The 20,173-nt window shown below is 71.1% G+C and carries 21 protein-coding genes; 9 read left to right on the top strand and 12 right to left on the bottom strand.

The annotated features are described in order from the left end of the window. Positions 1-93: 93 nt before the first annotated feature. Positions 94-816, top strand: a complete 723-nt coding sequence (locus tag ACQEVU_RS52150; protein WP_433338166.1) for a TVP38/TMEM64 family protein — start codon at positions 94-96, stop codon at positions 814-816. 236 nt (positions 817-1,052) lie between these two features. Here ACQEVU_RS52150 and ispD read toward each other — a convergent pair whose 3' ends face one another. Both ispD and ACQEVU_RS52140 read right to left on the bottom strand, forming a co-directional pair. Next, positions 1,053-1,736, bottom strand: coding sequence for a 2-C-methyl-D-erythritol 4-phosphate cytidylyltransferase (gene ispD / locus ACQEVU_RS52145; protein WP_433338164.1), 684 nt, complete (start codon positions 1,734-1,736; stop codon positions 1,053-1,055). 39 nt (positions 1,737-1,775) lie between these two features. After that, positions 1,776-2,261, bottom strand: a complete 486-nt coding sequence (locus ACQEVU_RS52140) for a CarD family transcriptional regulator (RefSeq protein WP_344617800.1) — start codon at positions 2,259-2,261, stop codon at positions 1,776-1,778. A gap of 364 nt (positions 2,262-2,625) precedes the next feature. Between ACQEVU_RS52140 and ACQEVU_RS52135 the strand changes: the two genes are divergently transcribed. Then, the gene (locus tag ACQEVU_RS52135; protein ID WP_433338162.1) at positions 2,626-3,384 is read left to right on the top strand and encodes a hypothetical protein; all 759 of its coding nucleotides are present in this window, start codon (positions 2,626-2,628) and stop codon (positions 3,382-3,384) included. Here ACQEVU_RS52135 and ACQEVU_RS52130 read toward each other — a convergent pair. Both ACQEVU_RS52130 and ACQEVU_RS52125 read right to left on the bottom strand, forming a co-directional pair. Continuing rightward, positions 3,370-4,386, bottom strand: a complete 1,017-nt coding sequence (locus ACQEVU_RS52130) for a type III polyketide synthase (RefSeq protein WP_433339740.1) — start codon at positions 4,384-4,386, stop codon at positions 3,370-3,372. The two genes, ACQEVU_RS52135 and ACQEVU_RS52130, sit on opposite strands and share 15 nt — an antisense overlap. 20 nt (positions 4,387-4,406) lie before the next feature. Further along, positions 4,407-5,117: a class I SAM-dependent methyltransferase gene (locus tag ACQEVU_RS52125; protein WP_433338160.1), complete on the bottom strand. Its 711-nt coding sequence runs from the start codon at positions 5,115-5,117 to the stop codon at positions 4,407-4,409. 3 nt (positions 5,118-5,120) lie between these two features. On the opposite strand from ACQEVU_RS52125, the gene ACQEVU_RS52120 reads away from it, so the two are divergent. The 3 genes from ACQEVU_RS52120 to radA all read left to right on the top strand — a co-directional run bounded on the left by ACQEVU_RS52120 (position 5,121) and on the right by radA (position 8,253). Then, entirely contained in the window at positions 5,121-5,984 is an 864-nt protein-coding gene (locus ACQEVU_RS52120; RefSeq protein WP_433338158.1) for a UbiA family prenyltransferase, read from the top strand. Positions 5,985-6,069: 85 nt separating this feature from the next. Beyond that, positions 6,070-6,807 (top strand): hypothetical protein, encoded by a 738-nt coding sequence (locus tag ACQEVU_RS52115; RefSeq protein ID WP_433338156.1) that lies wholly within the window; start codon positions 6,070-6,072, stop codon positions 6,805-6,807. Between the two features lie 39 nt (positions 6,808-6,846). Then, entirely contained in the window at positions 6,847-8,253 is a 1,407-nt protein-coding gene (radA, locus tag ACQEVU_RS52110) for a DNA repair protein RadA (RefSeq protein WP_433338154.1), read from the top strand. A gap of 247 nt (positions 8,254-8,500) precedes the next feature. Here radA and disA read toward each other — a convergent pair whose 3' ends face one another. Then, on the bottom strand, positions 8,501-9,640 hold the full coding sequence (gene disA / locus ACQEVU_RS52105; RefSeq protein WP_433338152.1) for a DNA integrity scanning diadenylate cyclase DisA: 1,140 nt from the start codon (positions 9,638-9,640) through the stop codon (positions 8,501-8,503). Between the two features lie 115 nt (positions 9,641-9,755). On the opposite strand from disA, the gene ACQEVU_RS52100 reads away from it, so the two are divergent. Next, entirely contained in the window at positions 9,756-10,340 is a 585-nt protein-coding gene (locus ACQEVU_RS52100; RefSeq protein ID WP_433338150.1) for a hypothetical protein, read from the top strand. Here the strand turns inward: ACQEVU_RS52100 and ACQEVU_RS52095 are convergent. From ACQEVU_RS52095 to ACQEVU_RS52085, 3 genes are all read right to left on the bottom strand, one after another. Then, positions 10,337-10,996: a hypothetical protein gene (locus tag ACQEVU_RS52095; RefSeq protein ID WP_433338148.1), complete on the bottom strand. Its 660-nt coding sequence runs from the start codon at positions 10,994-10,996 to the stop codon at positions 10,337-10,339. The genes ACQEVU_RS52100 and ACQEVU_RS52095 overlap by 4 nt on opposite strands. Before the next feature lie 61 nt (positions 10,997-11,057). After that, positions 11,058-11,567, bottom strand: coding sequence for a peptide deformylase (gene def, locus ACQEVU_RS52090; RefSeq protein WP_433338146.1), 510 nt, complete (start codon positions 11,565-11,567; stop codon positions 11,058-11,060). After that, positions 11,564-12,073 carry a glycine cleavage system protein R gene (locus tag ACQEVU_RS52085; protein WP_433338144.1) on the bottom strand — a complete coding sequence of 170 codons (510 nt, stop codon included), beginning with the start codon at positions 12,071-12,073 and terminating at the stop codon, positions 11,564-11,566. Before ACQEVU_RS52085 ends, def begins: the two co-directional genes overlap by 4 nt. A gap of 16 nt (positions 12,074-12,089) precedes the next feature. On the opposite strand from ACQEVU_RS52085, the gene ACQEVU_RS52080 reads away from it, so the two are divergent. Next, a complete protein-coding gene (locus tag ACQEVU_RS52080; protein WP_433339739.1) occupies positions 12,090-12,977 on the top strand; it encodes an A/G-specific adenine glycosylase in 888 nt (295 codons plus the stop codon). Between the two features lie 90 nt (positions 12,978-13,067). After that, a complete protein-coding gene (locus tag ACQEVU_RS52075; RefSeq protein ID WP_433338142.1) occupies positions 13,068-13,985 on the top strand; it encodes a polysaccharide deacetylase family protein in 918 nt (305 codons plus the stop codon). Between the two features lie 227 nt (positions 13,986-14,212). Here the strand turns inward: ACQEVU_RS52075 and ACQEVU_RS52070 are convergent, their stop codons facing one another. From ACQEVU_RS52070 to ACQEVU_RS52060, 3 genes are all read right to left on the bottom strand, one after another. Continuing rightward, positions 14,213-15,058, bottom strand: coding sequence for a hypothetical protein (locus tag ACQEVU_RS52070; protein WP_433338140.1), 846 nt, complete (start codon positions 15,056-15,058; stop codon positions 14,213-14,215). 91 nt (positions 15,059-15,149) lie between these two features. Next, a complete protein-coding gene (locus ACQEVU_RS52065) occupies positions 15,150-17,684 on the bottom strand; it encodes an ATP-dependent Clp protease ATP-binding subunit (protein ID WP_433338138.1) in 2,535 nt (844 codons plus the stop codon). A gap of 407 nt (positions 17,685-18,091) precedes the next feature. Continuing rightward, positions 18,092-18,448 carry a histone-like nucleoid-structuring protein Lsr2 gene (locus ACQEVU_RS52060; RefSeq protein WP_433338136.1) on the bottom strand — a complete coding sequence of 119 codons (357 nt, stop codon included), beginning with the start codon at positions 18,446-18,448 and terminating at the stop codon, positions 18,092-18,094. 242 nt (positions 18,449-18,690) lie between these two features. Between ACQEVU_RS52060 and ACQEVU_RS52055 the strand changes: the two genes are divergently transcribed. Continuing rightward, entirely contained in the window at positions 18,691-19,413 is a 723-nt protein-coding gene (locus ACQEVU_RS52055; protein WP_433338134.1) for a class I SAM-dependent methyltransferase, read from the top strand. On the opposite strand, the gene ACQEVU_RS52050 is transcribed toward ACQEVU_RS52055, so the two are convergent. After that, positions 19,410-20,171: a type III pantothenate kinase gene (locus ACQEVU_RS52050; RefSeq protein ID WP_433338132.1), complete on the bottom strand. Its 762-nt coding sequence runs from the start codon at positions 20,169-20,171 to the stop codon at positions 19,410-19,412. The two genes, ACQEVU_RS52055 and ACQEVU_RS52050, sit on opposite strands and share 4 nt — an antisense overlap. Positions 20,172-20,173 lie beyond the last annotated feature (2 nt).

The raw sequence follows: 20,173 nt of genomic DNA, 5'->3' as shown, positions 1-20,173 counted from the left end.
AGGGTACGACGATCGGTGCGCACCCGTGAACTTCCGGTTGCCGAAGCGTCTCCGGGCTCGGCATCGTGGCGTCCCGGGCCTAGGCTGGTACGGGTGCGCAGCGACCTGACGACCCCGACGAGCCACAAGCCGTGGTGGCGCACCGGAGCCGCACTTCGCTTCGGTCTGCTGGCCCTGCTCGTGGCGACCCTGTCCGTGGTGATCATCGTCGTCCACCCGAACCGTGCCTCGCTGGTCCACGCGATCGGCCCCAACCATCCGCTGGCCCCGGTCATCGCGGTTGCCGGCTCGGCGCTGCTGACCACCGCCCTCGCGCCCCGCACGCTGCTGGCCGGCGTGGGCGGGGTCATCTTCGGATTTGCTGGCGGCGCGATGTACATCATGCTGGGCATCACCATCGGCGCGATCATCGCCCACACGATCGGGCGGCTGCTCGGCCGCGACTTCATGGCCCGCCACCTGAGCGGCCGCCTGCTCGCGATGGAGCAGGCCGTGGCCAAGCGCGGGGTGATGGCGATCGTGATCTCGCGCATGATCCCGCTGATGCCGTTCGGGATCTCCAACTACCTGTTCGGGACGACGAGCGTGAAGATGCGCCCGTTCCTGACGGGGACGGTGCTGGGGGCGCTGCCGGCGACGCTGGCGTACTCCGCGCTGGGCGCCGCGACGGCCCGCGGCGACGCGGTCGGCATGTCGATCGCGGGCGGGATCACCCTGACGCTCGGCATCGGCGGCACGGTCGGCAGCATCCTGTTGTGGCGCCGCCGCCCCCGCAAGGCTTGCGCCGGCGCGGCTGGAGCGGCCGCGGCGGCCTGACCCGCGGCGCGCATTTCGGCAAAGGCGGACAAGAGCCGAAATTTCCGGAATGCGCGCGGCTCACTCCTGGCGCGGGCCGTAATCGGCCATTGATCGCGGCGCGTCGAGGACGCGGCCCTTGAGGGAGCAGCGCGTCGAGCACGCGGCCATCAAGCAAGCGGCCGCTGAGCGCACAGCGCGCCGGGGCAGGCGGCCATCGTGCGAGTGGCCGTAGAGAAAAGAAGAAACGGCGGTCGTCAGAGCAGCAGCTCAGCGACGGCCAGGTCAAAGGGCCGCGTGATCTTCATGGCCGCGTCGGCGCCCGGCACGGTGTACACCTCGATGCCGATGCGCTCGGCCATCCCCGCATCGTCGGTGTGCTCGTCCACGGCCGCCTCATGGGCCTTGACGAGCACATCGCGCCGGAAACCCTGCGGCGTCTGCACCGCCCGCAGCGGGGAGCGCTCCACGGTTTCGACGACAATGCCCGAATCGGCGACCCGCTTTATGGTGTCGACCACAGGGAGAACGGGTATGACCGCGCCGTGCCCCCCACGAACCGCCTCTGCGACCGATTCCACCAGCTCCGGTGGCGTCAGTGCGCGCGCGGCGTCATGGACCAGCACGATCTCGAACGACGGCGGCACCACGGCCAGCGCCGCGGCGACCGATGCCTGCCGAGTAGCCCCGCCGGCCACCACGGTGACCGGCGCGACCGGCTCGAGCAGGGCGGCCACGTCGTCGACGGCGTCGGCCGGCGCGGCGACGACGATGCAGCCGACGCTCGGCGCGAGCGCCAGGCGCCGCACGGCGTGCACGAGCAGTGGCTCGCCGCCCAGAAGTCGAAGTGCCTTGGGGCCGCCGGGTCCGAGTCGGATCCCCATGCCGGCCGCAGGCACGAGGACCGCGACGTCACCACGCACAGTCGCGTGCGCCGTCACGTCGCGGTCCTCGATCGAAGGGATAGCCAGGCTGGAATGTCAGGCCTCGGTCAGCACCTTGTCGAGCAGCGTCTCCGCCTCGTCCTTCGTGCTCTTCTCGGCGAGCGCCACCTCACCGACAAGGATGTCCCGCGCCTTGGCAAGCATGCGCTTCTCGCCGGCCGACAGACCACGCTCACGGTCGCGACGCCACAGGTCGCGCACGACCTCAGCGACCTTGAGCGGATTGCCGGAGGCCAGCTTCTCCAGATTCGCCTTGTAACGCCGCGACCAGTTGGTCGGCTCCTCGGTGTGCGGAGCGCGGAGGACGTCGAAGACCTTCGTCAGACCTTCTTCGCCTACCACCTCGCGCACGCCGACGATCTCGGCGTTTTCGGCGGGCACCCGCACCGTCAGGTCACCCTGAGCGACCCTGAGGACGAGATACTGCTTCTCCTCGCCCCTGATGACGCGAGTCTCGATTGCCTCGATGAGTGCGGCCCCGTGGTGGGGGTAGACAACGGTCTCGCCGACACTGAAAACCATAGGTTCGAAACCCCTTTCGCTGTGTCTAGGGTAACACGGTCACGCGCTGTCGTCCCACCCCAGAGAGCAGCATTCGCGCAGGTCAGAACACATGTGAGTCCCCTTTCTCCCGCTTGACAGGAAACGCGGAACCTGCTGTGTAGCGGATCAACAACCCGGAGCACTCACAAATGGCCTGCCAGTCGGACATATCCGATTGACTACAGCAAGTGTCTCCCCGCACACGGGAGACGTCCAGCACCGACACTCTCCGTGACCTGACCAGCGGCGGAGCGTAGATGATACGCACTGATCTCAATGGAGTCACCTCTGGCGCGTAGCCGTCGTGTGAGGGAAAGTTGAGGCAGGTGCGAGGAGAACAGCGATGGGCACGCTGCGCGGCGACAACGGCGGTGGTGAGCGACCACAAGAGGGCGGTGGCCTGCCCGACCTCCCGCCTGAGTGGGGAACGATCATCATTCCCGACGATGCCGGTGCACTCGATGGCGAAGGCGCGCCGATCCGCCGGCAATTTCGCCGGGCGGCAATCCGTCGCCGCTGGCGGCGGCGGCTGCACCTGCGGCCGGAGCCGGTGCGGCGCACCACCGACGATTCCCCAGGGCTCGCCGTCCCGTTGCTGATCATGTCGATCGCCGTCATCGCGACGCTGATCAGCCTCTTCGCCGTGGCGTGGCCGGGGCACGCCCCCAAGACCAACCCACAGGTCGGCACGCCCACCACGGCGCCGGCCAGCGTCTCGCTGGGGAGCATCACCCTGCAGCGCCCCGACGGCACCGCCGTCTCGCTCAAGGGGCTCACCCCGGCGGTCATCCTGCTCGTCGACGGGTGCAGCTGCGAGCAGCTCATCCGCAGTACCACTGATGCGGTTGCGGGATCCTCGGGCGCGGCCAAGGTCCTCGTCGTGGCCACCCACGCGCCAACGTTGCCGGCCGGGCTCAACGAGAAGGTCGCCGTGCACGCGCTCGCCGACCCCAACAACTCGGTGCGCGCCACCGTGCCCGCGCTGGCCAACGACCGCACCAGCACCGCCGTCCTGGTCGGCGCCGACGCGAAGACGGTCAAGATCGTCAAGTCGGTGACGACACCGGAGGACTTCAAGGGCGAGCTGTCACAGCTGCAGTAGTACGCCGTAGAGGGTCAGGCCGGGGCCGAACGCGAGCGCGACCGTCGTGCGCGGCCGGCCCGCGGCGCGGCGGCGCAGGGCGTCGAGGATCAGCAGTACCGTCGGCGAGGAGCAGTTGCCGTGCTCGGCCAGCGTGCCGCGGGACTCGGCCAGCGCCGCCTCCGGCAGGACGAGCTGGTCGCGCACCACGTCGAGGATGCGCGGGCCGCCGGGGTGCACCGCCCAGCCGTCCACGTCGCCCGTGGTGAGCCCGCGCGGGGTGAGCAGCCGCCCGACGAGATCCGCGACGTACACGGCCAGCACGTCGGGCACCTTCGGCGACAGCCCCATGCGAAACCCGAGGTCGGTGACGTCCCACGTCATGTGGTCGGCGGTCGCGGTGTCGGTCACCGCGGCGATGTCGGACACGCCGGTGCCGGTCCCGCCTGGTACGAGTACCACCGCCGCGGCCGCATCCGAGAACAGCGCGTGGGCGACGATCTGCTGCGGGTCGACGCTCGGCGGCTGCACGTGCAGGCTGGTGAGCTCGAGGCACAGCAGCACCGCCGGCCGGCCCCGCGACACGACGTAGTCGGAGGCGGCGCCGAGCCCCGGGATGGCCGCGTAGCAACCCATGTGCCCGACGAAGAGCCGCTGCGTCTCGGCCGCCATGCCCAGGTCGCGGGCGAGCAGGATGTCGAGGCCGGGCGTGGCGTAGCCGGTGCACGAGCACACGACGAACAGCCCGATCTCGTCGGGGCGCAGGCCCGCGTCGTTGAGTGCGCCGGCGACGGCGTCCTTGCCCAGCGGGAGGGCCTCGGTGAGGTACCGCTCCATGCGCCTGGCCGTCGACCAGCCCGACGCGTCCTCGACCAGCGGGTTCACCGCCCCGTGCCGCGTGACCACCCCCGAGTTGGCGAAGATCCGTTTCGCCAGCCCCCGCCGGGGCCCGTCGTAGTGCCGCTGAAAGTAGCCGTCCCACACCTCGTCCTGGCGCATCTGCCCGGGGAACGTCACGTGCATCCCGGCGATCGCGGCACCTGTCACTGACTCCCCTTCCGGCCGCGCCCCTGGTAGAGGATCGCGGTTGAGAACGTCGGCACGATCGGTACCGCATTGCGCCGGGTCACCAGCCACCGGACCAGCGCGGGCAGCGTCGGGCGGACGCCGCGCACGTCGAGGTTCACCCCGTGCCGGGCGCACGCCTCCCGCAGCCGGCGCGGGTCGACGAACAGCGCCGGGTCGTGGATGCCGCGCACCGCCGGCATGACCGCCTCGGCCAGGCGCACCGCGACCACCCGCGCCAGCAAGGTGTCGGCGAGGGTGTCCAGGACGAGCCAACCGCCCGGCCTCAGGATCCGGCATGCCTCGGCCACTACCCCCAGCCAGTCCGGAACATGCTCCAGCAGTTCGCCCGCGCTCACGACGTCGGCGATGCCGTCGGCGAACGGCAGGCGCCGCACGTCGGCCCGCACCGGGGCGATGCCGTGCTCGCGCGACTGTTCCAGGCCGGAGACGATCAGGTCGACGCCGATGTGGCGGTACCCCTTGTCGGCCACGTGCGGCGCGAGCAGGCCGCCGCCGCAGCCCAGGTCGACCAGGACGGCGCCGGGCCGCTCGGCGGGCGGGATCAGTCGCGCGCGGGCCCGGGCGAGCCAGTACAGCATCGACAGCGGGCTACCGGGGCGCCACCATTCCCCGGCCAGATCGTCGTACTGACCGGGATCGTTGCGGGCACGCCGCACCGAAGGCATGAGATGAGACTGACACGGAACCTCGCGGGCGGCCACACTTGCCGAATGTCGGTTGCGATCTCGTTGGTGCGGGCTTCTCATCCGGAACCCGCGGCCGGCGTCACCGCCGTCGCCGCCCTGCTGTCGATCGGCCTCGGGCGCCCGGCCCTCGGCGTCGCCGCGGCCGCCGTGGCCGTCCTCGCCAGCCAACTGTCGATCGGGTGGGTCAACGACGCCCTCGACGCCCCCCGCGACGCCGCCGCCGGCCGCACCGACAAGCCCGTCGCCGCCGGCAAGGTCTCCCGCCGGCTGGTGTTCACCCTCGGCGCCCTGGCCGCCGCCGCCTGCGTGCCGCTGGGCTTCCTCTCCGGTACGTCGGCCGGGCTGGTCGGCGCGCTGGCGCTGATCTCGGCGCTGCTCTACGACTGGCCGCTGAAGTCGACGCCGGCCTCCGTCGTGCCGTACGCCGTGTCGTTCACCTGCCTGCCCGCGTTCGTGGTGCTCGGCGCCGGCAAGACCCCGCCGGTGTGGCTGCTGGCCGCGGGCGGCCTGCTCGGCGCGGGCGCGCACTTCGTCAACACCCTGCCCGACCTGGACGACGACGCGCGGACGGGGGTACGCGGCCTGCCCCACCTCCTCGGCCGCCGTGGTTCGCTGGCGTCCGCCGGGGTCCTGCTGCTCGCCGCGACCGCGGCGCTCGCGTTCGGACCCCCGGGCCCGCCGCCGGTGCTGTTCTGGCCGGCCCTCGCGGCCGCGCTCATCGCCCTTTCCTGGGGTTGGTACCGCATGAGCCGCGACACAACATCCCGCGCACCCTTCCTGTCCGTCATCGCGGTGGCGTTGATCGATGTGGTGTTTCTGCTGATCAGTGGCCTCAATCTGGACTGAATCCCCAATGCCAGGGTGGGCGTAATCGGCAGATCAACGGCATCTAGGCTGTAGTGCGGCCACCCCTTGATTTGGAGGAACCAAGGTGACGCGTTCGACTCCGGCCACGCCGAAGACTGGCCGCCGCCCGGTGCTGCGCGCCGCGCTGCTGGCCTCGGCCGCGCTCGGCTTGGGCCTTGTCTCCGCCTGCGGCGCCGGTCAGGTCACCCAGACCGCCGAGCAGGTCCCCGCCGTTCCCGGTGTCAACGTCAACAGCGCCGACGGCAACATCGCGCTCCGCGACGGCGTCGTGGCCTACGCCGATTCCTACAAGCCCGGCTCGACCGTCCCGATCAACGTGCGGCTGTTCAACAACAGCACGCAGGCGGTGAAGCTCACCGGCGTGACCAGCGACAACGGCAAGTTCGTCCTCGTCGGCGGCCCGAAGGCCTCGGTCGCGGCGACGCCCGCCGCGGCCTCGGGGACGCCCTCCGCGAGCGGCAGCAAGAAGCCGGCCGGCTCGGCCTCGCCTTCCGAGTCCGCGTCGGAGTCGCCCGCCGCGCCTCCCCCGCCGGTGTCGGCCGGCTCGTCGGAGATCTCCGTCGCCATCCCGGTCAACGGCGTGGTGCTGCTGAGCAAGGACAGCCAGACGTACCTGGCGGTCGACAAGCTCACCGGCCCGCCGCTGGTGGCCGGCGGCTCGCTCACCAACGTGGTCTTCACCTTCACCTACGCCGACGGCAAGACCACCACGATCACCCTGCCCGACCTGCCGATGACGCCGCCGCTCACCCCGCTGCCGAAGCCGACCTCGGTCGTCCAGAACGAGAACGGCGGCGAGTGACCCCAGGTTTTTGTCGTACCCCTGGGCTAGCTTCAGGGCGTGACAAAGACCAAGGGCGCAGCCTTCGAATGCGACGTCTGCGGGCACCGGCCACCCAAGTGGATGGGTCGGTGCCCGGAGTGCGGTGAGTGGGGAGCCATCCTCGAGCTCGCCGGCGGCGCCGCGACCACCGGCCCGGCCGCCCTGCGAGCGGTGCCGTCCCGCGCCCCGCTCGAGCCGGCCCGCCCGATCGCCGAGATCAGCGCCGCCCCGGCCAAGGCCCGCCCGACCGGCGTCGGCGAGTTCGACCGCGTCCTCGGCGGCGGCATCGTCCCCGGCGGCGTCGTCCTCCTCGCCGGCGAGCCCGGCGTCGGCAAGTCCACCCTCCTGCTCGACGTGGCCCAGCAGTGGGCGATGCAGGGCGAGTCCCCGGCCCTCGTCGTCAGCGGCGAGGAGTCCACGAGCCAGGTCCGGCTGCGGGCCGAGCGCATCGGCGCCCTCCACGAGCGGCTCTACCTGGCCTCCGAGACCGACCTGTCCGCCGTCCTCGGCCACCTCGACGCCGTCAAGCCCGGCCTGCTGATCCTCGACTCGGTCCAGACCGTCTCCGCCCCCGGCGTCGACGGCGTCGCGGGCGGCGTCACCCAGGTCCGCGCCGTCACCGCCGCCCTCGTCGCCATCGCCAAGGAGCGCGGCCTCGCCACCGTCCTCGTCGGCCACGTCACCAAGGACGGCAACGTCGCCGGCCCGCGCGTCCTGGAGCACCTCGTCGACGTGGTCCTCAACTTCGAGGGCGACAAGCACTCCTCGCTGCGCATGGTCCGCGGCCTGAAGAACCGCTTCGGCGCCGCCGACGAGGTCGGCTGCTTCGAGATGCACGAGGGCGGCATCACGAGCCTGCCCGACCCGAGCGGCCTGTTCCTCACCCGCTACGCCGACGCCGTCTCCGGCACCTGCGTCTGCGTCGCCATGGAGGGCCGCCGCGCCCTCGTCACCGAGGTCCAGACCCTGATCGGCGCCCAGATGCCCGGCTCCCCTCGCCGCACGGTCAGCGGCCTGGACTCGGCCCGCCTCGCGATGGTCCTCGCGGTGCTGCAGCGCCGCGCGGGCATCCAGCTGCACGACCGCGAGGTCTACGCCGCGACCGTCGGCGGGCTGCGCGTCACCGAGCCGGCCGCCGACCTGGCCCTGGCCCTCGCCGCCGCCTCGGCCGCCCATGAGCTGCCGATGCCGCCGGATCTGGTCGCGCTCGGCGAGGTGGGGCTGACCGGCGAGGTGCGGCGGGTCGGGGCCGTGCCGCGGCGGCTGGCGGAGGCGGCGCGGCTGGGGTTCCGGTTCGCGCTGGTGCCGCCGGGGTGCGGGCCGGCGGCGACGGGGGTGACGCCGCCGGGGATGCGGGTGCTTGAGGTCAACGATGTGCGCACGGCGCTGCACTATGCCGTGAAGGCGACGGCTGAGGACGTGTGATCTTCCGCGGTTTCGCGGGGCGTTTGGGGGTGGGGGGAGGGGGAGGGGGCCGGGGGGGAAGTGTGCTCTCTGAAACCCAGCCCGTGCCCTGCGGCTTTAGGAAGTGGGCGCGGTGACGGCGTTCGTGCGTTGCTTGCCGGTTCGCGGCTGGGCGCGGTGACGACGTCCATTCGTTGCTTGCGGTTCGCGGGCTGGGCGCGGTGACAGCGTTTGTCCGTTGCTTGCGGTTCGCGGCTGGGCGCGGTTGCTAGACGTAGCGCTCCAGGATTGAAGCCTCGGCCAGGCGCGACAGGCCCTCGCGGATGCCTCTTGCCCTGGCGTCGCCGACGCCCTCTACCGCTTGCAGGTCCTCTACCGTGGCGCCCAGCAGGCGTTGGAGGCTGCCGAAGTGTTCGACCAGGCGGTCCACGACCAGGACCGGGAGCCTCGGGACCTTGGCCAGCAGGCGGAAGCCCCGCGGGGAGACCGCGGCGTCCAGAGCGTCGCTCGCGCCGGGGTAGCCCAGGGACTTCGCGACGGCCACCAGGTCGATCAGCTCCGTCGCCGAGAGGGCGTTGAGCTCGTCCAGGGCGTCGTCCGACGAACGGGTGCGGCGGCCCGTGGGGAGGTAGTCGCGGATGACCAGGGTGCGATCGGCCTCGACGCCGGCCATCAGCTCCTCCAGCTGGAGGGCCAGCAGGCGGCCGTCCGTGCCGAGCTCGACGACGTAGCCCGCGATCTCGTCGGCGATGCGGCGGACCATCTCCAGGCGCTGCACGACGGCCACCGAGTCACGGACCGTCACCAGGTCTTCGATCTCCAAGGCTGACAGCGTGCCGCTGACCTCGTCCAGGCGGAGCTTGTAGCGCTCCAGGGTGGCCAGGGCCTGGTTGGCCTTCGACAGGATGGCGGCGGAGTCGTCGAGGACGTGGCGCTGGCCGTTGACGTACAGGCCGATGATCCGCATGGACTGGCTGACCGAGATGACCGGGTAGCCGGTCTGCTTGGCCACGCGCTCCGCGGTGCGGTGGCGGGTGCCGGACTCCTCGGACGGGATCGTCGGGTCGGGCATCAGGTGTACGGCCGCGCGGACGATTCTTGTGCCGTCACTCGACAGGACTACCGCGCCGTCCATTTTGCACAGCTCGCGCAGGCGGGTGGCCGAGAACTCCACGTCCAGGGGGAAACCGCCGGTGCAGATCTGCTCGACGACGCGGTCGTGACCGAGCACGATGAGGGCGCCGGTCCGGCCGCGCAGGATGCGCTCCAGGCCGTCGCGCAGGGCGGTGCCCGGGGCCATCAGGGCCAGGGTGGCGCGCAGTGGGTCGGCGCCGGGCAGGGCGGCGGCCCAGCCCCCGATGAGGCCGGTGTTGGCGCCGCCCCTGCCGGGCTCGCGGTCAATCGGCACCTGCACAGTCTACGGATGGTCAGACATCCGGTGCTGGTGCGGTATCGACCCAGCCCGTAGAGTGGGCGGATGCCATCCGCTGATGGATGGAGTTGATTGCTGAGGGGTCCAACCGGTGGCCGGTCCCGAGCGGATCGAGTGGCGACGGAGCTTCCCGTCCCGATCGCTGGGAACCCTCGCCTGGTATGTCGTATCCGCCGCCCTGGTGGTCCTGCTCGTGCGCGCGCTGTTCAGCGACGAACCCGAAACGCTGGGCTCCGGGTCGCACAACCCGCTGGCCGACCTTCCGATGTGGGCGGCGGGGCTGGCCGTGGCCGGGGCGGTGCCGATCGCGCTGTCCGTGGTACGGCGGCCGCGGGTCGGGGCGAACCACTTCGCGCTGACGGTGCGCCCGGGCTGGCTGCGCACGCTCGTGCTGCCCTGGTCGCGGGTGGGCGAGGTGGCGGCGGTCGAGGTCGGCGGGGAGCGGTTCCTGGCCATCCGTCTGCAGGAGGGCCTCGACCGGACGGGCAGCAACCCGGTGTGGGCCGATCAGACCGTGCTGCGTGAACTGGCGAAACTCAGCGAGCACAGCGTCCGCCGGATCAGCCTGGCCGTGCGCCTTCGTGATTTCAACGGTACGCCGGACGCCCAGCTCGCCTCGCTGGCCGCATTCGCCCCGGACCAGGTCCTGATCGCGAACAACCTCGGCAAGCGCTAGGTCAGCTGGATCTGGACCGGGCTGCTGATCTTGGTGTCGAGGCGGGCGACGAGCTCGTACTTGCCGGCGGGCGGCACGGCCTTGCTGGTGCAGCCGTTGTTGGTCGCCTTGCCGTCCCAGTTGTTGGTGAACGCCAGCTCGATGTTGGGCTTCAGGACCTGCACTTCCTTGCCCTTCGGCGCGTTGCAGTCGTCCGAGGACCAGACCTTGACGGCGGCGACCTGGAGGTACAACTCCTGGAAATCGGGGCCGATGTCCCTCGTGCAGTCGTGGTTGGTGATGTTTTTGACCTTGAGGGTGAACTTCAGGTAGGCGCCGCGGAACTGCACGACCTGGTCGGGGACGGCGACCAGCGACAGGTCGGCGTCGGCGCAGGGCGGCGCGCTCGCGGTGCTCGGCGCGGCGGCGGACGTGACCGTGACCGGCGGGGCCGAGGACGTGGACGTGTCACCCACCGTCGGCACCTGCAGGGTGGTCGCCGGCTCCGAGGTCACTTCGGGCCCGGCCGACGCCGCCATCCGCGTCTGCCCGGCGGGGTCGTCGCCACCGCCGCACGACGTCCACAGCAGGATCGCCGCCACCAGGACGACGCCGCCGACGATCGCCCGGCGCCGCCAGTAGACGCCGGCCGGCAGCGGGCCAACCGTCATTTTCATGATGCACTCACCGTATCGGGAGCATGGCTCGCGACCGGGCAGGCGCGCCGAGGACAGGGCTTTACAAATAGACCTTGCGGGCGTACACGGCGTGGGCGCCCGCGACACGGTCGAGGAAGAGCAGGCCGGCGCAGTGGTCGATCTCGTGCTGCAGCGCCCGGGCCTCGAACGCGTCGGTGGTGATCTCGATTTCCTCGGTACCGCCCGGGGCGAAGCCGGCCACGACCAGCCGATTGGCCCGCTTGACGTCGCCGGTGAGGTCGGGCACCGACATGCAGCCCTCGCGCCCCTTCTGCCACTGCGACGCCTCGACGATGCGCGCGTTGCACAGCACCAGCGGGCCGTGCACGGTGCGCGCCTTCGGGTGGCCGGTGACGTCGACGGCGAAGACCTGCGCGCCGACGCCGACCTGCGGCGCGGCCAGCCCGACGCAGCCCGGCGAGACCCGCATGGTCGCCACCAGGTCCTCGGCGAGCTGCACGATCTCCGGCGCGGTCGGGTCGACCGGCTCGCCCGGCGTGCCGAGCACGTCGGCGGGCGCTCGAACGACCGGGAGAACGGCGCCGGTCACAGCAGGTCCGCGTCGGCCGGTCGCAGCGACACCTCGACGCCGAGGCGCTGCGCAACCGTGCTCAGCGCCTCGCCGAGCGCGACCGGGTCGGCGACGTCGACCTCGGCAACCACGACGTACAGGCTGCCGGACAGCCGCGTGGTCAGGTCGGTGATGTTGCCGCCGGACTCGGCGACGGCCCGGGCGACGGTGGCGACGATGCCGAGCCGGTCGGCGCCGTGCAGCGTGAGCACGTGGTGGCTGCCGGACGGCTCGTACGCCGGCTCCTCGACGACGCCGCGGACGGTCACGAGCAGCGTCCGGTGGACGGTCAGCGGCTCCAGCGCCGCCTCGATCTCCGCGGCGCTGGGCGGCCCGGCACACACCAGCGTCATCGCGAAGTGGCCGCGCAGGCGGGTCATGGTCGAGTCGGTGAGATTGAGCCCGAGCCGGGCGAGGATCTCGGCGACGTCGGCGATGATGCCCGGCCGGTCGTGGCCGATGACCGTGACGGCGTACTCGTTCACCGTCCTATCCTTGCGTATCGCCACCATCGACAACACACAGACCGCCATCGCGTTCACCGTGACGCGCTGGTACGACGCGAACTGCCGCGATCTCGCCTGGCGCCGGCCGGGCGCGTCGCCGTGGGGTGTACTCGTCTCCGAGGTGATGCTCCAGCAGACCCAGGTGTCGCGGGTCGAGCCGGCGTGGCGGCGCTGGATGGAGCGCTGGCCGACGCCGGCGCACCTGGCCGCCGACCCGCCCGGCGAGGCGATCCGGGCCTGGGACCGGCTCGGGTACCCGCGCCGCGCCCTGCGCCTGCACGCCTGCGCGACGGCGATCGTCGAGCGGCACGACGGCGAGGTCCCCGACGACGTCGAGGCGCTGCTCGCGCTGCCCGGCATCGGCACCTACACGGCCCGCGCGGTCGCCGCGTTCGCCTTCCGCCAGCGCCACCCGGTCGTCGACACCAACGTGCGCCGGGTCGTGGCCCGGGCCGTGGCCGGCGACGCCGACGGCGGGGCGAACACAACCCCGGCCGACCTGCGCGCCGTCGAGGCCCTGCTGCCCGACGACCACGAGGCCGCGGCCCGCGCGTCGGTGGCCTTCATGGAGCTCGGCGCCGTCGTCTGCACCGCCCGCGCCCCGCGCTGCGAGGAGTGCCCGCTCACCGGCGTCTGCGCGTGGCGGCTGGCCGGATCGCCGCCGCCGGAGGGTCCGAGCCGGCGTTCGCAGCGGTACCACGGGACGGACCGATATGTCCGCGGCCTGCTCATGGCCGTCCTGCGGGCCAGCGACGACCCGGTGCCGGCGGAGCGCCTCGACGCCGTGTGGCCGGACGCCGACCAGCGCCGCCGCGCGCTGGACGGCCTGCTCGCCGACGGCCTGGTGCGGCATCGTGAAAAGACGTATGCGCTGCCCGGGTAGGTTGCAGCACGGACGGGTGGCGTTATTCACCGGGACGGATACCCCATTTGGGTACTCCGATCAGGGTTTCGTCTCGCTACGCTCCCCAATGTGCTTGTTACCGGCAGGACCCGTCGCGTCGCGGCGATGATCGGCGCGTGCGTCGCGCTGGCCGTCGTGGTGGCCGGCTGCGACGACAAGGCGGCCCCCAGCCGCGCCCAGGGCAACGGCGCCGCCCCGGCGAGCTCGAGCGCGGCGCCCAGCATCGGCCCGTCCGACGACGCCCCCGGCGACGACCCCTCGGCCGACACCCCCGCCTCCGGCAAGCCGACCCCGTCGAAGACGAGCACGACCGCGCCCCCGCCCGGCCAGACCTACGCCGACCGCCTGCCGAAGTTCGGCGAGCCCCCCGCCCCGCACCGGATCAACTTCCCGGAGGGCACCGGCGCCCCGTACTACGCGCGCATCCCCACCGACCAGCCCGTCGCGTTCCTGACCATCGACGACGGCTGGACCAAGCGCCCCGAGGCCCTGGAGCTGCTGCGCGAGTCCGGCGTGAAGGTCACGCTGTTCCTGACCATCAACGCCATCAAGGACAACCCCGACTACTTCAAGCAGCTGAACGACGCCGGCGCCGACATCGAGGCCCACACGCTCACGCACCCCGAGCTCAAGGGCAAGTCCTACGACTTCCAGCGCCACGAGATCTGCGGCTCCGCCGACAAGCTGGCCGCCCTCTACGGGAAGCGCCCGACGCTCTTCCGCCCGCCGTTCGGCGACAAGGACTCGACCACGCTGAAGGTCGCCCACGACTGCGGCCTGCAGGCCGGCTTCTTCTGGAAGGAGACGGTCGACAAGGGCATCGTGCGCTACCAGGAGGGCAAGACCGTCAAGCCGGGCGACATCATCCTGATGCACTTCCGCGACCGCTTCGTCGACGACTTCATCGCCGCGCTGCAGGCCATCTCCGCCGCGGGCCTGACCCCGGCACTGCTGACCGACTACATGCCGGCCCCTCAGGGTCACTGACTCGTCACGCTGGGACATTTCACAAGATCCAGTTTTTTCGGGACTGCTACCGTCAAGGTGCAGAAAACCGGAGCGCCTTCCGCCGGGAGGTTCACGCCCTGGTGTCTCGGGTCTCGGCTCGTGATGCCACGGCCATTGCCCTGCCAGCTCTTCGGAGGTCCACGCCCTCACGTACGCGCCCGCGAGGCACCGCGGACAGCAAGCCCTGCGCCTGCGGCCGTTGCGTGTCAGGTAGCGGCGCGGTACGCGGACTGCAGCGCGGCCAGCTCGTCGTCCGGCAGCGGCAGCTCGCGGGCGAGGGCGTCGCGCCAGGGGTCGGGCACGGCGTACCAGCCGGGGTGGCGGGCCAGGGGCTGCAGGAACGGCGGCACCGGGCCGAGGTCCTCGGTGATGTCGAGGTGGTCGGCCAGGCGCGCGTCCACGGCCGGGAGGCGAGCCAGGCGGCAGAGCAGGTCGCGGTCGGCGGGTGGCAGGGCGGCGACCACGGCGGGGACCAGGTGAGCGGTCAGGTCGCCCTCGACGCGGGCCAGGGCGCGTAGGCGCTCGCGGCGCTCCGGCGCGGGGTGCTGCGCGAGCCAGGCGCCGGCCAGGGCGACCAGGGCCGGCCAGCCGTGGGTCAGCAGGTGCAGGTCGGGGGCGAGCGCGTCGGCGGCCTCGGCGTCGGCCAGGGCGCCGGCCAGGACCTGGTACGTCTCGTCCTCCGCGAACGCCAGCTCGCGCGGGGTGAGCACGGTGGCGCCCGGGACCTGCAGGTCCTCGGTCGCGGCGACGACCACGCCGGCGCGGCCGGCGAGGCGGGCGAGCAGCGGGAGATCCCGGGGTGTGGCGCCGTCGATGGCTAGAGGGCCCGGCGGTGGGGGCCAGCCGCTGGGGGCGTCGATCATGGTGGCGGAGTGCGAGGCGGACCAGGCGTCCAGCAGCGTTGACTTGCCGGCGCCGGGGGCGGCGACCAGGACGACCATGCCGGGGGCGGCGGCCAGGCGGGCGAGCAGGGCTGGGCGCGGGATGGGGCGGGCCGCCGGGCGGCGGCCGAAGCGTCCGGAGCCGAATGCCGGCTGCCCCTTACTCTCCACGTTGGGCAACTTACCCGGGTCGGGCGGTGCCGACGCAAAAAAGGGCGAGGCCCCCGGGAAACCGGGGGCCTCGCCTTGGTCGTGCGGGGTCTTACTGAGCCGACTCCTCGGCGCCGCCGCCGGCCAGCTCGGCCGGGACCGCGTCGGGCACGGCGCCCGGACGGTCCGCGCCGTTGAAGACCAGCTTGGCCTTCTCGAACTGGGCCGGGTCGCCTTCGCAGTCGATGACCACGATCTGGCCGGGGCGCAGTTCGTTGAACAGGATGCGCTCGGACAGGGCGTCCTCGATCTCGCGCTGGATGGTGCGGCGTAGTGGCCGGGCGCCGAGCACGGGGTCGTAGCCCTTGTTGGCCAGGAACTTCTTGGCGTTGTCCGTCAGCTCCAGGCCCATGTCCTTGTTGCGGAGCTGGGTTTCGATCCGGGCGATCATCAGGTCGACGATGCCGAGGATCTGGTCCTGCATGAGCTGGTGGAAGACGATGGTGTCGTCGATGCGGTTGAGGAACTCCGGGCGGAAGTGCTGCTTGAGCTCGTCGTTGACCTTCTGCTTCATCCGCTCGTAGTTGGACTCGGTGTCCTCGGAGGCCTGGAAGCCCAGGGACACGGCCTTGGCCACGTCGCGGGTGCCGAGGTTGGTGGTCAGGATGATCACCGTGTTCTTGAAGTCCACGATGCGGCCCTGCCCGTCGGTCAGCCGCCCGTCCTCCAGGATCTGCAGGAGGGTGTTGAACACGTCCGGGTGGGCCTTCTCGATCTCGTCGAACAGGACCACGGAGAACGGCCGGCGGCGGACCTTCTCGGTCAGCTGGCCGCCCTCGTCGTAGCCGACGTAGCCGGGAGGGGCGCCGACGAGCCTCGAGACGGTGTAGCGGTCGTGGAACTCGGACATGTCCAGCTGGATGAGCGCGTCCTCGGAGCCGAACAGGAACTCGGCGAGGGCCTTGGACAGCTCGGTCTTCCCGACGCCGGACGGGCCGGCGAAGATGAACGAGCCGGACGGCCGCTTCGGGTCCTTCAGCCCGGCGCGGGTGCGGCGGATCGCCTTGGAGACGGCCTTGACCGCGTCTTCCTGGCCGACGAGGCGCTTGTGCAGCTCGTCCTCCATGCGCAGCAGCCGGGCGGTCTCTTCCTCGGTCAGCTTGTAGACCGGGATCCCGGTCCAGTTCGCCAGGACCTCGGCGATCTGCTCGTCGTCGACCTCGGACACGACGTCGAGGTCGCCGGCCTTCCACTCCTTCTCCCGCTGCGCCTTCTGGCCCAGCAGCTGCTTCTCCTTGTCCCGCAGCTGGGCGGCGCGTTCGAAGTCCTGCGCGTCGATCGCGGACTCCTTGTCCCGGCGCACCTGCGCGATCCGCTCGTCGAAGTCGCGCAGGTCCGGCGGGGCGGTCATCCGCCGGATCCGCATCCGGGCGCCGGCCTCGTCGATCAGGTCGATCGCCTTGTCCGGCAGGTAGCGGTCGGAGATGTACCGGTCGGCCAGGGTCGCGGCGGCGACCAGCGCGGCGTCGGTGATCGTCACCCGGTGGTGCGCCTCATACCGGTCCCGCAGGCCCTTGAGGATCTCGATCGTGTGGGCGAGGGACGGCTCGCCGACCTGGATCGGCTGGAACCGGCGCTCGAGCGCGGCGTCCTTCTCCAGATGCTTGCGGTACTCGTCCAGGGTGGTCGCGCCGATCGTCTGCAGCTCACCCCGGGCCAGCATCGGCTTGAGGATGCTCGCCGCGTCGATCGCGCCTTCCGCAGCACCCGCCCCGACGAGCGTGTGGATCTCGTCGATGAACAGGATGATGTCACCGCGGGTGCGGATCTCCTTGAGGACCTTCTTCAGCCGCTCCTCGAAGTCACCGCGGTAACGGGACCCGGCGACGAGGGCACCGAGGTCGAGGGTGTAGAGCTGCTTGTCCTTCAGCGTCTCCGGGACCTCGCCCTTGACGATCCGCTGCGACAGGCCCTCCACCACGGCGGTCTTGCCGACGCCGGGCTCGCCGATCAGGACCGGGTTGTTCTTCGTCCGGCGGGACAGCACCTGCATGACCCGCTCGATTTCCTTCTCCCGGCCGATCACCGGGTCGAGCTTGCCCTCCCGCGCGGCCTGCGTGAGATTCCGGCCGAACTGGTCGAGCACCAGACTCGTGGACGGGGCCGCCTCACCCGGAGCGCCGGTGCCCGCGGCGGCGGGCTCCTTGCCCTGATAGCCGGAGAGCAGCTGGATCACCTGCTGACGGACCCGGTTGAGGTCGGCGCCCAGCTTCACCAGGACCTGGGCGGCGACGCCCTCACCCTCCCGGATCAGACCAAGAAGGATGTGCTCGGTGCCGATGTAGTTGTGCCCCAGCTGCAACGCCTCACGCAGCGACAGCTCAAGGACCTTCTTGGCGCGTGGCGTGAACGGAATATGCCCGCTCGGCGCCTGCTGCCCCTGGCCGATGATCTCCTCGACCTGCTGGCGGACACCCTCCAGCGAAATGCCGAGGCTCTCAAGCGCCTTGGCCGCCACGCCCTCACCCTCATGGATGAGGCCGAGCAGGATGTGCTCGGTGCCGATGTAGTTGTGGTTGAGCATCCGGGCTTCCTCCTGCGCCAGGACGACAACCCTTCGTGCTCGGTCGGTGAACCGCTCGAACATCCCTGCTCCTCACGTGCCGTGTCCGTCGCCGCCGCTCCTCAACGTCTCCGCTTCGAAGCTCTGTCGGACGCCAACGTGACCGTGCCATCACTCTATCGCCGCGGGCCGACACCTTGCGGGGTGTGCGGCGTTGCCGCACCCCACATTCGAGACGCGGGACCCGCGATCTGACGTTGCCTACCCCCCGGGAACCACGTGTACCCGGTGCTTTCGCCCAACGTTCGCACCCGCCGCCCTGTTCCAGCATCCCCGCCGGTACGCCAAGAGCGAAATCCGGCCGCCGAACGCACGACACCCACCGTAACTGAACCACTACGGTGGGTGTCTGGAGTCTCTGGAATCGCGTGCGGAGGACCAAAACGTGCGCTAAGTACCCGATATGGACCGGACGAAACGGTCAACGGGAACTAACGACCCGCTTCGGCGTTATAGCGGTCGACGATTTCCTGCTTGATGCGGCCCCGATCGGACACCTTGATGCCCTTGTTCTGAGCCCATTCCCGAATCGCCTTGTTCTGCTCCCGATCGGCGGCGGCCCCACCGCGGCCGCGAGCGCTGGCGGCGCGCCCACCGACAACCACGCCACCCCGTCCGACCTTGGTCCCGGCCGACAGGAACGGGCTGAACGCATCGCGCAGCTTCGTTGCGTTCTTCTTGGACAGGTCGATCTCGTACTGCACGCCGTCGAGCGCGAACTTCACCGTCTCATCGGCTTCGCCGCCGTCGAGGTCGTCGACCAGCACGTGGATGGTCCGCTTGGCCACTGTCGTATTCCCTTCGAGGAGCCCGCCCCGCGATGTGCGAATGCAAAGATAACGCAGTAAGGCCGCGCTCCGTCAACGGTACGCCGAAACTACCCCGCCCGCACCAGCAGAAAGAGGATTTACGGCGGTCGGAATTGGCTCCGCCCAACAGGTGATCACACATAGCAATGCGACCGACACGGATCTGTACGCGCGCGCATTGCGGGGCCCTCCGGAATTCGCCATGGCGTACGGTCGGCGGCATGGACTTCGCGAAACACGCGTCTTCGTTCGGGCCCGCCGCGGACCTCTACGACCGGACCCGGCCGCGCTATCCGCAGGAGGCGCTGCGCTGGGCGCTCGGCGACGACTCACGCGCGATTGTCGACCTCGGCGCCGGCACCGGCATTCTCACCCGCCAGCTGAGCGAACTCGGCCACCGCGTCATCGCGGTCGAGCCCGACGACGAAATGCGCCGCCGCATCGGCGGGGATGCCCGATCCGGCAGCGCGACGTCAATTCCGGTCGAGGACGCCAGCCAGGACGCCGTCACCGCGGGGCAGGCATATCACTGGTTTGCCGGCGCCGACGCGCACACCGAGATCGCGCGCGTGCTGCGGCCCGGCGGATTGTTCGTGCCGATCTGGAACGTGCGCGACGAGTCGGAACCGTGGGTCGCCGAGCTCTCCGATGTGTTCGACGGTCACCGGGCCCGGTCGGTCATCGACGAGCGCCATCTGGGCCCGGACCAGTTCGGGCCCGCATTCGCGCCCGCGGAGCTGCGACTTTTCCACTGGAGCACGCCGCACACGGCCGACTCCCTGGTCGACCTGATCCGTTCGCGCTCCTATTACCTGGTGTCCGACGCCGACACCCGCGCGGCGCTCGAGCGGCAGGTGCGCGAACTGGCCGAGAGGACGTTCGAGCCGGGGGAACAATTCGCGCTGCCGTACGTCACCTACACGTACCGTGCGAAAAAGCTCTAAGTGTTGCGCTCGAAGATCAGCCGCAGGCCGATCAGCGTGAGCATCGGCTCGTGATGCGTGACACTCTGGCACTCCCCGATCACGATCGAGGCGAGGCCGCCCGTCGCGACGACCGCCTTCACGTTGCCGCCCAGCTCCGCGGTCACCCCGCGCACGACGCCGTCCACCTGGCCCGCGAAGCCGTACACCACGCCCGACTGCAGGCACTCCACCGTGTTCTTGCCGATCACCCGCGGCGGCTTGACCAGCTCGACCTTGCGCAGCTGGGCGGCGCGGGAGGCCAGCGCGTCCACGGAGATCTCGATGCCCGGGGCGAGCACGCCGCCCAGGAACTCCCCGCGCGCCGACACCACGTCGAAGTTGGTGGAGGTGCCGAAGTCCACGACGATCGACGGCCCGCCGAAGAGGGTGTACGCCGCAAGAGTGTTCGCCACCCGGTCGGTGCCGACCTCTTTCGGGTTGTCGATGGCCAGCTGTACGCCGGTCCGCACCCCGGGCTCCACGATCACGGTGGGCACGTTGCCGTAGTACCGCTGCAGCATCGTGCGCAGCGAGCGCAGCGCGGCGGGGACGGTCGAGCACGCCGCCACGCCGGTCAGGGACACCGCGTCGGTGGCCAGCAGACCCCGGTAGAGCAGGCCGAGCTCGTCCGCGGTCGCGCGGGAGTCGGTCTTGATCCGCCACGAGTGGACGATCTTCTCGCCCTCGAAGGTGGCGAGCACCGTGTTGGTGTTCCCGATGTCGATGCACAGCAGCACCC

It is taken from the genome of Dactylosporangium sp. CA-139066, from assembly GCF_050936175.1.
In the GTDB taxonomy this organism is placed as follows: Bacteria; Actinomycetota; Actinomycetes; order Mycobacteriales; family Micromonosporaceae; genus Dactylosporangium.
This window is presented reverse-complemented; position numbering and strand designations above follow the sequence as displayed.

Coding starts and splice junctions, on each gene's coding strand:
- ACQEVU_RS52140 (WP_344617800.1), bottom strand. CDS start 2,261: ATGGTTTTCAGTGTCGGCGAGACCGTTGTCTACCCCCACCACGGGGCC.
- ACQEVU_RS52135 (WP_433338162.1), top strand. CDS start 2,626: ATGGGCACGCTGCGCGGCGACAACGGCGGTGGTGAGCGACCACAAGAG.
- ACQEVU_RS52130 (WP_433339740.1), bottom strand. CDS start 4,386: ATGCACGTGACGTTCCCCGGGCAGATGCGCCAGGACGAGGTGTGGGAC.
- ACQEVU_RS52125 (WP_433338160.1), bottom strand. CDS start 5,117: ATGCCTTCGGTGCGGCGTGCCCGCAACGATCCCGGTCAGTACGACGAT.
- ACQEVU_RS52120 (WP_433338158.1), top strand. CDS start 5,121: ATGAGACTGACACGGAACCTCGCGGGCGGCCACACTTGCCGAATGTCG.
- ACQEVU_RS52095 (WP_433338148.1), bottom strand. CDS start 10,996: ATGAAAATGACGGTTGGCCCGCTGCCGGCCGGCGTCTACTGGCGGCGC.
- ACQEVU_RS52065 (WP_433338138.1), bottom strand. CDS start 17,684: ATGTTCGAGCGGTTCACCGACCGAGCACGAAGGGTTGTCGTCCTGGCG.
- ACQEVU_RS52055 (WP_433338134.1), top strand. CDS start 18,691: ATGGACTTCGCGAAACACGCGTCTTCGTTCGGGCCCGCCGCGGACCTC.